The sequence below is a fragment of the Algoriphagus jejuensis genome (assembly GCF_039523455.1).
GTDB classification, from domain to species: Bacteria; Bacteroidota; Bacteroidia; order Cytophagales; family Cyclobacteriaceae; genus Algoriphagus; species Algoriphagus jejuensis.
Genome location: NZ_BAAAFI010000006.1, coordinates 15,025 through 28,325 on the forward strand (window position 1 = coordinate 15,025; position 13,301 = coordinate 28,325).

At 47.6% G+C, this 13,301-nt stretch carries 10 protein-coding genes; 2 read left to right on the top strand and 8 right to left on the bottom strand.

Features of this window, described 5'->3' with window-relative positions; all coding sequences use genetic code 11:
- Positions 1 to 80: 80 nt before the first annotated feature.
- The 7 genes from ABD031_RS07035 to rimO all read right to left on the bottom strand — a co-directional run bounded on the left by ABD031_RS07035 (position 81) and on the right by rimO (position 9,016).
- Positions 81 to 809 carry a LolA-like protein gene (locus ABD031_RS07035; RefSeq protein ID WP_343849778.1) on the bottom strand — a complete coding sequence of 243 codons (729 nt, stop codon included), beginning with the start codon at positions 807 to 809 and terminating at the stop codon, positions 81 to 83.
- Positions 810 to 869: 60 nt separating this feature from the next.
- Positions 870 to 2,915 carry a M16 family metallopeptidase gene (locus ABD031_RS07040; RefSeq protein ID WP_343849779.1) on the bottom strand — a complete coding sequence of 682 codons (2,046 nt, stop codon included), beginning with the start codon at positions 2,913 to 2,915 and terminating at the stop codon, positions 870 to 872.
- A 117-nt stretch (positions 2,916 to 3,032) separates the two neighbouring features.
- On the bottom strand, positions 3,033 to 4,364 hold the full coding sequence (locus tag ABD031_RS07045; RefSeq protein WP_343849781.1) for a M16 family metallopeptidase: 1,332 nt from the start codon (positions 4,362 to 4,364) through the stop codon (positions 3,033 to 3,035).
- 178 nt (positions 4,365 to 4,542) lie between these two features.
- Positions 4,543 to 5,538, bottom strand: a complete 996-nt coding sequence (locus ABD031_RS07050) for an adenosine kinase (protein WP_343849783.1) — start codon at positions 5,536 to 5,538, stop codon at positions 4,543 to 4,545.
- A gap of 123 nt (positions 5,539 to 5,661) precedes the next feature.
- Positions 5,662 to 6,825, bottom strand: a complete 1,164-nt coding sequence (locus tag ABD031_RS07055) for a hypothetical protein (RefSeq protein ID WP_343849785.1) — start codon at positions 6,823 to 6,825, stop codon at positions 5,662 to 5,664.
- A gap of 173 nt (positions 6,826 to 6,998) precedes the next feature.
- Complete coding sequence (locus tag ABD031_RS07060; protein ID WP_343849787.1) at positions 6,999 to 7,610, bottom strand: REP-associated tyrosine transposase; 612 nt, start codon at positions 7,608 to 7,610, stop codon at positions 6,999 to 7,001.
- Positions 7,611 to 7,702: 92 nt separating this feature from the next.
- On the bottom strand, positions 7,703 to 9,016 hold the full coding sequence (gene rimO, locus ABD031_RS07065; protein WP_343849789.1) for a 30S ribosomal protein S12 methylthiotransferase RimO: 1,314 nt from the start codon (positions 9,014 to 9,016) through the stop codon (positions 7,703 to 7,705).
- A 331-nt stretch (positions 9,017 to 9,347) separates the two neighbouring features.
- Here rimO and ABD031_RS07070 point away from each other — a divergent pair, with 331 nt between their 5' ends.
- On the top strand, positions 9,348 to 9,524 hold the full coding sequence (locus ABD031_RS07070; RefSeq protein WP_343849791.1) for a DUF2191 domain-containing protein: 177 nt from the start codon (positions 9,348 to 9,350) through the stop codon (positions 9,522 to 9,524).
- Positions 9,525 to 9,741: 217 nt separating this feature from the next.
- Here the strand turns inward: ABD031_RS07070 and ABD031_RS07075 are convergent, their stop codons facing one another.
- The gene (locus ABD031_RS07075; protein WP_343849793.1) at positions 9,742 to 10,830 is read right to left on the bottom strand and encodes a hypothetical protein; all 1,089 of its coding nucleotides are present in this window, start codon (positions 10,828 to 10,830) and stop codon (positions 9,742 to 9,744) included.
- 390 nt (positions 10,831 to 11,220) lie between these two features.
- On the opposite strand from ABD031_RS07075, the gene ABD031_RS07080 reads away from it, so the two are divergent.
- Positions 11,221 to 13,224, top strand: coding sequence for an alpha-ketoacid dehydrogenase subunit alpha/beta (locus ABD031_RS07080; RefSeq protein ID WP_343849795.1), 2,004 nt, complete (start codon positions 11,221 to 11,223; stop codon positions 13,222 to 13,224).
- The last annotated feature ends 77 nt before the right edge of the window (positions 13,225 to 13,301 follow it).

A 13,301-nucleotide genomic window follows, 5' to 3' on the forward strand; every position in this document is an offset into this window, starting at 1 on the left:
CGAATATTTTGGAACTCGCTAAACGAAAAAAGAGACCCCCTATTTGAGAGGTCTCCTTTTCACTTCAAAAAGAATTACTGTTATTGAAAATCCGCGTCAGTCAGTGACTGATTGAATCTCACAGATACTATTTTGGCTTCCAGTGGAACTGGAAGCATGGGGTTTTTGATCGTCAATAGCATCGGAAACAGGATTCCTTCCACTTCCTGATAGTCCGAATAAGAGATATCCCCGGCAGCAGATGAACTGGTTTTTAACTTGAGACCGGTCTCAACAGCGTAATACTCATCGGTCACAATTCCGGTTGGGGAGGTGATCTGCAGTTTATTCACGGCTACACCTTCCAACTCTTCGATACCGACAAACACCAAAGTGAAACCCAGCTCTGCATAATGCTGCTCAGGGAATACATAGGTTTGTGGTTTTAGCATTGCAATGGTTTCCTCAGGAAGTTCCTGCGTCTGTCCCATCATCACCATTTGTCCTTTGCCATTCACGAGTAGTGTCTTCTGCAGCACATTTCCTCCGACTGCGGTGGATTGCATCAAGCGCACATTTTCAGAATCGGAGATCGTCTTGATCTCGATCACTTGCCCCTGAAAATTGGCCTCTGCGGACATGCTCGCATTTTTAATGCTTTTGATTTTGGCCTCACCGCCTACCGCTTTGAGATAGTTGGCGATCACTGTTTCCGGGTCGTTCTCTGCGATCACCTTGGACTCGTAAGTCGGGATGATTTTTTCAGCGAAAAGTTCGCCTTGTACAGACGCGACCAAAAACGCTGCTACTGCTAATATTTTGATTTTCATGGTATCCGTTTTTCTCTTTGGGTAGGGAAAAAAGAGGTGATTGCTCCCCGCTTTCGTCGATTAGTTAATATCCGCATCTGCGATGGGCACATTCAATTCCAGCAAAGTTACTTTAGCTTCCAATGGAACCGGGATAGCTGGAGACTTGATCGTCCAGGCCATTGGCAACAACACCCCGTCCTTGGCTTGGTAGTCGGAGTAGAATGTATCCCCAGAGGCGGGGTTTTCATACTTGATCTTCAACCCTGAATCCTGCGCGTAGTAGTTGATTAACTTCGCACCAGAAGCCGCCGAGATGATCACCTTATAAGCAGGAGTACCATCGACATCCTTCAAGCCATCAAAGGTAAGCGTGTAGCCCATTTCCTGATAGATTGCTTCTGGGAATAGAAAAGAGTTCAGCTTTACAGCTTCCAATTGTTCTCCGGCCAATTCCATCTGCTGACCTTGCGCAGAGATCGATGCTTTGCCGTCTGCCAAAGTGGTTTTCTGCATCACATTTCCTCCCACGGAAAGCTTCTGTCCGTAACGACCGTTTTGAGAATCGTAGAAAAAGGCAATGTTCAGCGCAGTGCCCATCACGTCAGCATCCATGGAGATTTTGGCAGTCTTGATTGCCTTCACTTTTTCTACACCACCAATCGCGGTCAGGTAGGACTCCAGTACTTTCTCAGCAGTCATATCCGCATCAGCGGTCAATTCTTTGGCAGGCTGCCCCATATTGTCATACATTGTGACCTTACCAAACTGCGCCAGTTTTTCTTTGATATCTGCGCCATTGCCTACTGCGGTGATGATGAATTTATCTGGCTCGATGAGATCTTTGGCCGCAGCGTCAATATCAGCCACGGTCAGGGCGTTGAGTTTCTGGAGATAAGTCTCGTAGTAGTCTTTAGGCAACTTGTAGCGATCGATATTCAGTGCAAAGTTTGCCACTGTCGAAGGCTGCTCCAGCGAGCGCCCAAAGCTTCCGGATAATTCCGCCTTGGCTTTGGCAAGCTCCTCTTCGGTCACGCCATTTTCCACCAAATTCTGAATTTCGTGAATGAACTCGTAAACCGCCGAGTCCGTCACTTCGGTGCGGACGGAGGCATTGGCAGAGATGGTAGCGACCAATTTATCAGCGCCGATAGAGGAGTAAGCCCCATAAGTGTAGCCTTTGTCTTCGCGTAGATTCATGAATAGGCGAGACGCAGACCCTCCACCCAAAATTTGGTTGAGCACTCGGCTGGAGATGTAGTCGGCATCCCCGATTTTCATCTGCACGGGCTGAGTCAGGTTGATCACCGACTGCACGGAGGAACTTCTATCCACCAGCGCGACGGCTCTCTTGGACGCACGCTCAGGCACCGGATAGGTAAATTTTGGCACCTCGCCTCCAACCCACTTGCCAAAATACTGCTTGGCAACTTTCTCCGCTTCGGCTTTGTCCATGTCTCCGACGATAGCCAAGTAAGCGATATTTGGCTTAAAATACGTTGTATAGTAGTTTTTGACATCGTCAACAGTAATGTTGTTGATTGTCGCTTCGGATTCCATCTCACCATAAGGATGGTCTTTGCCAAATACTACCGAGGCGGCCAGTCGTGAGGAAATCGCATTCGGATTGTCCTTGCTTTGCGCCAGCCCAGTCAGCGATTGCTTCTTTAGTTTGTCGAGTTCTTCCTGCGGAAAAACAGGGTTGTATAGCACATCCGCCATAAGTTCAAGGATCTTGTCCTGGTGCTTTTTCAAAGAAGAGGCAAACATTGAGGTCGAAGAAGCGCTGAGACTCCCGCCGATAAAATCAACCTGCTGATCCAATTGGTCTTTGGTGCGGTTTTTCGTCCCACCCATCATCATCTCTCCGACGAATCCGGTCATCCCTGCCTTGTCTCCTTCCAAAATCGGATCACGCTCCAGCACGAGCGTAAAGGATACGCGGGGCAGTTTGGTGTTTTTCACCACAAACACTTTCAGTCCATTGTCCAAAGTGAAGGTCTCCGCTTCCCCGATTTTGATCTCGGGAGCTGGCCCGGCGACGGGAAATTTACTTCGGTCAACCTGAGCAAAACTGCCCACTGCGACCACAAGTGTCATTACAAAAGCTATTGCTATTTTTTTCATGTGTCTATAATTTGATTGTAAAGGCCACATGGAATCTCGCATGGATGAAAATACTCTACAACAGGAAGCCTGTATCATGCTTGATTTCATGTCTTTAGGATCGATTAGGTCAAACAATTACTCAACGGTTGGCTGTGCCGATTTTGGCAGGTAATACAACACGACTCTACCCTGCAGATCCAGGTATTCCTTGGCTACCCGCTGGATATCGGCTTTGGTCACGTTGGAGAATTTCTCCATCAGTTGATTGATGTACTCAGTGTCTCCATAGATTACGTTCGCCTCGGCCAGATTTTCGGCGATGCCCGCCATGGTCGAGTTGCTGCTCACGATGCTGTTTTCCATCTGGTTTTTCAGCTTGGTAAACTCCTCATCCGAGATCCCCTCATCCTGCACCTGCTTTATCAATTTGTCGATTTCCGTCTCCAAATCTTGAGGTTCTACACCCATATTGGTGATGCCATACATGAGGAAGATACCGCCGTCTTCCAGTTCCAAAGGAATCGCCGCTACTACCAAAGCCTTCTGCTGTTTATCCACCAACTCCTTGGTCATCAGCGAGGAATTGCCTCCAGTCAGGTAGGTCGAAAGCATCGACAACGCATAGCTGTCGGGATGGTTTCTCGGAGGAAGATTGTAGGATTGGATGACCGCCGGGATCTGAATGTTGTCATAGATGATGTCGCGAACTTCAGTCGTTTTCTTAGGCTCAATGACGTCCGGTCGATAGATTTCCTTCGTTCCTTTTGGGATTTCTGCAAAATATTCCTTCACCCATTTCTCCGTCTGAGCATAATCAATGTCACCCGCGATGGTCAAGGTCGCATTGTTTGGCACATAGAAATCCTTATAAAATTGCTGGAACTCTTCAATCGTCGCTGCATTCAGGTGATCCATGGATCCGATTGGAGCCCATTGATAGGGATGAACCGAATAAGCTCTTACAAGAGTCTCCGGTAGAATCGTCCCGTATGGCTGATTTTCGTAGCGCTGTCTCCGCTCCTCCTTCACTACCTCCCGCTGCGTATCTACTCCGGTTTGATCGACTTTGGAATGTAGCATCCGCTCACTTTCCATGTACAGCGCCAGCTCTAGTTCATTGGACGGCAACAACTCGTAGTAATAGGTGATGTCGTTGGAGGTGTAGGCATTGAGTGTGCCGCCACGGCTTTGGATGATGTTCATGTACTGGCCTCGGTCGATATTCTCTGAGCCTTCAAACATCAAGTGCTCGAAGAAATGGGCAAAGCCAGTTCGTTCGGGGTTTTCGTTTTTGGAACCGACATGGTACAACACGGAAGTCACGACAATCGGGGTCGTATTATCCTGGTGCATGATGACATGCAGGCCGTTGTCCAAGGTAAACTCCTTAAACTCGATCTTGTTTTGGGCAAATGCGGGCAAGGTCAGCAGGCCCAGCATGCACCCGATTAGGGTAGTTTTTTTCATGGTAAAAAGATTGGGTTAAAATCCATTGGCAGTAATAATCATCTAAATAAGCAGTCTTTTCAAAATGTTCAATTAGAAAGTTAAGCAGATTACCGATAAGGCCGGTTAAAAGTTTTAAAACCGAAGAGCCAGTACATATAACGACAAAAGGCTGCCCGATTGCGGACAGCCTTGAAGTTTACGGGTTGAGTCGAGCTAGGATCTCTTTGGCTTCGTGCCATTTGAGTCTAGGTCCAAACTGGCTCACAATCTTCGAGCTTGCCATCGATGCCAATTTCCCGCTGGAAGCGTAGCTATGCCCATTGGTAATACCATAGAGAAAAGCTCCAGCAAACATATCTCCTGCACCGTTGCTGTCGATAGCCGTAGTCGGATAGGGCTCGATGTCGATGAAGGTATCTCCGTCGAAGATCATCGCGCCATTTTTGCCGAGAGTGATCACGAAGTGCTTGGCGTACTTGACCATCTCCTCTCTGGCTTCTATCAAAGTGTCTTTTTCCGTGAAAAGCATGGCTTCTTCTTCGTTTGCAAAAAGTAAGTCAATGCCAGAGCCGATCACATCGTCAAAATTTTGCTTGAAATACTTCACCATCGCCGGATCCGAAAAGGTCAGCGCCACTTTGGTGCCTGCTTCCTCGGCCACTTTCTTGGCATGGATCATCGCCTCTTTGCCATTCGGCGACGTCACCAGATAGCCTTCAATAAACAGGTATTTGGAATCGCGGATGGCAGAATCATGGATGTCCTGAGTGGAGAAGTTCTGAGTGATGCCCAGAAAAGTGTTCATCGTCCGCTCGGAGTCTTCGGTCACCATCACGAGACATTTGCCAGTCACACCTGCTTCCAAGGCTTCTTTTTTCAAAGCGATCTCAACTCCTGAGTCAATCAGATCCTGTAGGTAAAAGTGTCCCAGCTCATCATCCGCCACGCGGAAGTTGTAGAAGGACTTGCCACCAAACTGGCTTACCGCCACGATGGAGTTGGCTGCCGATCCGCCGGCCTGCTTTTTGGCTTCAGCTGTGTTGATCACGCCCATGAGGGAGTTTTGGCGCTCCTCATCGACTAAGGTCATGAGACCTTTTTCGACGCCGTTATCTACAAAAAACTGGTCTTTGACTTTAAACTCAATATCTACTAGGGCATTTCCGATGCCGGTTACGTCGTGCTTTTTCATTTATGGGATTGGAAAATTTGAATATTTTAAAATTGGAAGATTGTAGTGCTGGGTGTCAGATGTCCGGTGTCCGATGTCAGTCCGAGCACTGGAGCTACGAGAGTAGCGAATATCGAGGACCTTTCAATCAAAGATCTTGTGTCTCTCGAAAGGCTTCGTCCGATCAAAGAGGTAGCGATAGGTATGATGCGTCTTATAAATCTCTGCCAGCAGTTGCTCGCACACCCGCATCATCTTGGGATTGAAGTCGCCGATCCAGTTCATCTCGATGGTTTTGTAAGGAAAATCATCCCGGCCACTCATCTTGTCATAGCTGATGATGATGGCCGACTCCACTCCCTTGCCCTGATGCTCCGGCACCACGCCAAACACCAGACCGAGCATCTTGTTGGGCGGGGAGAAAGTCTTGTACCAAAGGAATTTGAGCTTGCCTATCAAGTCCATCTTGCCATTCACATGCTTGAAGATCTGGTTGATCTCCGGGATCTGGATGAAAAAACCCACGGGCTCGTCCTTATAAAAGGCGAAATAAATCAAGCGGGGATCGATGATTGGCTTCATCTTGCCAAACATCATCTGGGCTTCCTTAAGTGCAATAGACTTGCCCATGTGGCGGGCCCAAGCTTTATTATAGACCGTCATGAAGTACTCCGGTGCCTTCTCCTGAAGTTCTTTTCCCTGGATGTAGCGAAACGAATAATCCGGATTGGCCATGATGAGGTTCGCCCGCTGGATCATCTTCTCGTCAAAACCCAGTCGCTGCACGGGTCTCATGTAGGTGAATTGCTTGAAATAAAGCTGGAATCCATAGTCTTCGAAAAACTTCTGATAGTAAGGGAAGTTCCACGGCATATTATAGTTCGGCTCGGAGAATCCATCCACCAGCAGTCCCCACCACTTGTCCCGCTCGCCAAAATTGATCGGCCCGTCCATGGCTTCCATGCCTTCGCTTTCCAGCCAGGCTTTGGCCGTGTCAAAAAGCAGAAATGCTGCCTTTTGGTCGTTGATGCATTCGAAGAAACCCAGGCCTCCGGTGGGTTGCTTTTCCTTCATCTTTGGATTGATAAAAGCCGCCACACGGCCGATGGTTTCGCCTTTGTCATTTTGCAAAAGCCAGCGCTTGGCCTTGGCTCCGTTGCGGAAGAGCTTGTTAGTCTCCTTGTGAAAAAGCCCCTCGATGTCCGCATCCAGAGGCCTGATCCAGTTTTTTTCGTTTTTATAGAGCCGCACCGCCATCTCGATAAACTCGCGTTGATGGGCAGGCGTGGTAACTTCAATCAGCTTCATTCGGGTGATTTTAGTCGGCTAAAATACGGGAAGTGGGGGAAAGGGCAAAAAGAGAAGTTTTCCTGCTTCTCCAGAAGCTGGACTTTCAGTTGTGCTGCTTCTCCAGAAGCAGTACTATCAATCGACAAAGGTTCCATTGACCCGTCCTCTAGAAACTGGGCAAAGCAATCCGATTAATACAACTCAACTTTGACCAATCCCTTCATGCCAGCATAATCTCTCGCAGAACTGAATAAATACTCTTCCGGCTCCTCGACAATCATTGCCTCTACAGGATTTTGATGAATATAATGGAGTTTTTGTTCAAAAAAATGGTTTGAATTTATAGCCACTGCATGCAATCCATCAATCCAGAATTTATAATTCGTAATTCTGCTTTGGGTTAGTCCTTTTTCCCGAAAAGCATACAAAATCCATTTTGCCCGGGACTCGATGGATTCTTTTTCCAAACTGGATAGTATCTTTCTTGCAGTAAACTTTTTGAAATCCTGAATCGTGTCGCTCAACCGAAATGCCTCCTTGGAACGGCATAAAAGATGGAGATGGTTACTCATTAAACACCAAGCAAAGACTTCCAGTCCCTTTCTCTCAACACAAAAATTCAAGCTATCGACAACCTCTAGCTTAAATTCTTTTCTGCTAAAAACATCGATCCAATCGACGATTGTAAGGGTCAAAAAGTAAACTGAATTTTGATCTGAAACTTGAAATGGTCTCATAAAAATCGTTTCAAAAAAACTAAACGCTATTTCGTAAGGGAAATACTGCTTCTGGAGAAGCAGCATAACGAGCAAAGTTGTCCGGCTTCTCCAGAATCTGGATTTGATAAAAACAAAAATAAAAAATGCTGCTTCGGGAGAAGCAGCATAGCAAACTTTTAGTCTACGACCTCCGCATACAGATCAAACTCCGTCGCCTCGGTGACTTTGGCATTTACGAAGTCGCCCACACGGCAATAGTGTTTCGATGCATCGATCAGCACCTCATTATCTACCTCCACAGAGTCAAATTCGGTGCGGCCGACGAAGTGTCCACCTTCCTTTTTGTCGATCAACACTTTGAACGTCTTGCCGACTTTCTCCTGGTTTAGATCGTAGCTGATCTGCTCCTGAATCTCCATCAGATGATTCGCACGCTCCTGCTTCACTTCCTGCGGAAGGCTGTCCTCCATGGAGTAGGCGTGGGTATTTTCCTCATGGGAATAGGTAAATACTCCCAGTCGCTCAAACTTCATCCGCTCCACGAAGTCCACCATCTCTTGGTATTCCTTCTCTCCTTCTCCCGGATGACCCGCGATGAGGGTGGTTCGGATCGCGATCTCAGGAATCATATCCCGAATGCTGTGGATCAGTTCTTCCTGCTTTTCTCTCGTGGTCCCACGACGCATCGCTTTCAATACGTCCGTCGAGCCGTGCTGCAAAGGAATATCGAGATACTTACAGATATTCGGACGCTCCTTCATGACTTCGATCACGTCCATCGGGAAGCCGGTCGGATAGGCATAATGTAGGCGAATCCAGTCGATCCCCTCTACATCCGAAAGCTGTCTCATGAGCTCAGCAAGGTTTCTCTTTTTGTAGATATCCAAGCCGTAATAGGTCGAATCCTGCGCGATTAAAAGCAATTCCTTCGTCCCGCCAGCAGCTTTATGTTGGGCTTCTTTGACAAGTTCCTCGATCGGACGGGAGATATGTCCACCCCGCATAATCGGAATGGCGCAAAACGAACATGGTCTATCGCATCCCTCGGAGATCTTCATATAGGCATAGTGAGCCGAGTGCGTCAGCAGTCTTTCCCCCACCAACTCATGCTTGTAGTCCGCCTTGAATTTCTTCAAGATTGCAGGCAAATCCCTGGTTCCAAAAAATGCATCCACCTGCGGGATTTCCTTTTCCAAATCGTCCTTGTAGCGCTGCGAAAGGCAACCCGTCACATAGACTTTGTCCACCAAACCCTGCTCCTTGGCATCCACATATTGCAGGATTGTATCGATGGATTCCTGCTTCGCGTTGTCGATGAAGCCACAGGTATTGATGATGATGATGTTGTTGTCCTGTGAGTTAGACTCGTGGCTGGCATTGATCCCGTTGCCCTTCAACTGGGTGAGTAGGACTTCAGAATCCACCAGGTTTTTGGAGCAACCCATGGTGATAATATTAACCTTGTCTTTCTTTAATGTTCTCGCTTTCACAGGATTCCTTTCGATTTGGGTGGGCAAAGGTAGGGAAAAAGAGTTGAAAAGTGATGAACACTCTAAAGTGGTAAGGTTGACTGAGCTGCACCTTGCAAGCTTTTTCGCCTCGCTTTAATCTAAACATACTGATCGCTTATTCTTAAGTGTAAGCCATGTAATCGAAATGATCCCATTTTCGCTACGCGTCCTAAAAGGAAAACTATCCTCATGCAATATCTCGCGGAGGAGGCTTGCAAAAAAAACTACGCATTCAAACCGCTATACGATACCCATCGCAAATTTATCAAAAACAAACACCGTGAAAGTAACCGCCTTATTACCAGATGAAATGATTCGAGAAGCAATGGAATTATCAGATGCCTCGACCGTCACCGATGCGCTGAAAACCGCGCTTGCGCACTACATTTCGATCGAGAAAATCAAACGAACTTCGAACAGCATCGTCACCGAGCCTTTGGAATTTTACTATACCGCCGCCGAACTTCGATCCAAGAATCAATCATGAGGGACGTTATTTTCGATACATCTATCTGCATCGAATACTTCAGAGAAAACCGTTCCTTCGCAGTCTTTGCTTCAATTTTTCTTCAATAGCACGCTCTCGAATGCCTGATCTTAAACCGTACAGCAAATAGGTTCTAGTTCCCTGCACTTATTTTTTGCTTCGGAAACAGTCGCAGCTTCTGCAAGGGAGGCTGTTTTCCACGATCATTTCGACAAGTTCAATAACCGGTAATCTCCTTCATCAGCCCAAAAAATCCTTTTTTACGCTCGGAGTTGATTCCCCAATCTACCGGCACGCTTTGGTAGCCTTCTTCAAAGGCTTCATCTTTCATCCGATAATCGAAATAGCCCCAAGACGCATAAGCCCCAATGGCTGAGGTGAAATTATTCAGGTCCTGATCAAAATCGAAGTGATCGTCCTCGTTATACACAATCGGCTTCGGCGTATATCCAGCCACATCTCTAGTCTCATCGACTATGGCAGCGATTCGTTTCGGATCCTTTACCCCATTACCATGCAGCAATACATAGTCAGACGCGCGAACCACATTTTCCAGAGGAATAAATCCGCCTCCATAGCTCGTGCTGACCAATAGTCTCCGTCCACTTTTCGCAGGCTTCTTCATCAACTCGATCAACTCATGAACACGCTCTGGCTGGAGAATAGCATGGTCATAGCGGATATTGCATTCGTTGTTTACTTCGATCAGGACATTTCGATAATCTTTCTTCAACACCCAATCCCGTAGTCCCGTGACAGCCTTGATGACTGCCTTTTCATCGACGAGATTTTCATCCTGTCCAAAGTAAAAAAGCCCTATGATCGGAACCATCCCCAAACGATCTGCCTCATTCAAAATCCGCTCCAAGCGGCCTAGATAGGCCTTTCTCATCTTCCCTTTTTCATCAAAAGCCGAATTGATCCAAGGCTGGTTTTGCGAATATCCAAAAGGGCTTCCCCCCTGGAGATTCAGTGTGAAAGAAAGCATCCCGTAGGATTTCCACTCAGCCATGTGCCGGATAAATTCATCCGTATTCCGATCCGCATCCCAGGTTTTGGTATCAGGATACTGCCAATTGGAGATCGTCTCCTGATTGAGATCGTCAAAGATCCCCTGCACCATCCGAGAGTTCATCAGTAGGCCTTCTATCTTTTTTCCGTTCCAAACCCGGCCTTCGTAGGTCGGCTTGCCATTGATAAAAAACTGTTCGCCGCGTATTTCCACTTCGGTCTGACTTTGCGCCGAAGCCCTAGAAGAAATAATTAGGCAAAGGCCAAAAAAGAGCAGATGGATTCTTGACATCATGATCGAAAAGAAAGGTTTCTTGGGTTAAAATTTTCTGAGAAAGTAGGGAAATCCTCCCAAAATCACACACTTACTTTTCCAATCGCCAAAAAGCAGAGATACTTATTATCATTTCATTAATTAGAAACGGATTTGTTAAACTAAGCTTAATCGGTTTCTGTCGTCCGTTCAGCCTAGCACCACTACTTTTGAACCGTACAGCAAATACTTTTTAACTCCTTGCATTTATTTTTTGCCCCGGCTACGGTCGGGGCCACATGCAGGGGAGACATCGACGCAGGATCCGCAGTGGCGAAGGCTGGTTGAAAAAATCTTTCTCTTCCCCCTATTCACAAGACCATTTTGTCAAATTCAAGGCTTCCTGTACCTTGGAATGGAAATTCAATTCCTATGGAATTTACGGCCTCCGACACGCAAAAACTTGTTTTTCAACGAAAATCCCACTCCGACGAAACGCTGCTTCGGCTCTACGAATCCCTCTTGATTCCCCGTCGTATCGAGGAAAAGATGCTTATCCTGCTTCGTCAGGGCAGAATTTCCAAGTGGTTTAGCGGCTGGGGCCAAGAAGCCATCTCCATCGGCGCAGTCAATGCCCTCAAGGCCGACGAGTTCATCCTTCCCATGCATCGGAATCTGGGGATTTTCACCGGCAGAGATATTCCCTTGGAGCGGCTTTTCGCCCAGTTTCAGGGAAAAAAGTCCGGCTTCACCAAAGGTCGAGACCGCTCCTTTCACTTTGGAAGTATAGAACATCATATCGTAGGAATGATCTCACACCTCGGCCCACAACTGGCCATCGCGGATGGGATCGCCCTGGCAGATAAGCTTTCAGGGGAAAAGAAAGTGACGCTGGTTTTCTCGGGTGACGGGGCAAGTTCCGAGGGTGACTTTCACGAAGGATTGAATGTGGCGGCAGTTTGGAAATTGCCGGTGATATTCGTGGTGGAGCACAATGGCTACGGGCTTTCTACTCCCAGCGAGGAGCAGTTTGCTTTCAAATATTTTACAGAAAAAGGCCCCGGATACGGCATGGAGGCAGTTCGGGTTCAAGGCAATAACGTCCTGGAGGTCTACGATACAATCCTGAAACTGGCAGAAGACCTTCGGGAAAACCCAAGGCCTGTATTGGTCGAAGCGATCACCTTTCGCATGCGAGGACATGAAGAAGCTTCCGGCACGAAGTACGTTCCGAAGCAACTCATGGAGGATTGGGCAAAACTTGATCCGGTGGATACTTACGAGACTTATCTTAAAGAAATTGGAGTCTTGGACGATGCCACGGAGGAAAGCCTCAATAAAAAAGTGAAAAAAGCCATCAATGATGCTTTGGAGATAGCTTTTGCCGAAAAAGCACTGACTGCAGATCTGGAAGAGGAACTGGCGGATGTCTATGCTCCTTTTTCCCAAAAAGTAATCGAGCCCGCAGGCACAAGTACCGAAAAGCGATTTGTCGACACGATCAGCGACGGTCTTCGCCAATCCATGGAAAGGTGCCCCAAGCTCGTCCTGATGGGCCAAGATATCGGTGAATACGGAGGAGTGTTCAAGATCACGGATGGTTTCAAGACTCAGTTTGGTGGCGATCGGGTGCGGAATACGCCGCTTTGCGAAAGCGCCATCATCGGTGCCGGACTCGGACTGTCGATCAAGGGTTACAAAGCTATGGTCGAGATGCAGTTTGCGGACTTTGTGAGCGTGGGATTCAATCAGATCGTAAACAATCTGGCCAAGATCCACTACCGCTGGGGGCAAAATGCCGACGTGGTCATCCGCATGCCGACCGGTGCCGGAAGTTCCGCCGGCCCCTTTCACTCCCAATCCAACGAGGCCTGGTTTTTTCATACGCCCGGACTAAAGATAGTCTATCCCTCCAACCCGCATGATGCCAAAGGCCTGTTAACTGCCGCTTTGGAGGACCCGAATCCCTACCTCTATTTTGAGCACAAGATGCTCTACCGCTCCATCTCTGGGCAGGTTCCAGATGAATACTACACCGTAGAAGTCGGCAAAGCCGCACTGGCCAAAGAAGGAACTCAAGTGAGCATCATCACCTATGGGATGGGGGTTCACTGGGCTATCAAAGCAGCCGAGGAACTAGGAATCTCAACCGATATTTTGGATTTGCGGACGCTGTTGCCGTGGGACCAGGAAGCTGTGAAAAAGACTGTCAAAAAGACGGGAAAGGTGATTTTCCTTCAGGAAGACACCTTGACCGGAGGAATCGGCGCCGAGATTTGTGCTTGGATTTCCGAGCATTGTTTCCGGGATTTGGACGCTCCCGTGATGCGGGTCGGCAGTCTGGATACTCCGGTGCCGTTCGCCTCGCCTTTGGAAAAGCAGTTTTTGCCAGTGGAGCGGTTTAGGGAGAAGTTGAAGGATCTACTTGAGTACTAATTGAAATATTCAAAAATTGAAAGATTGGGAAAATGGGGTTGAAAGTAGCAAAGTTGGAAGGTTGCAAAGAATCCAAG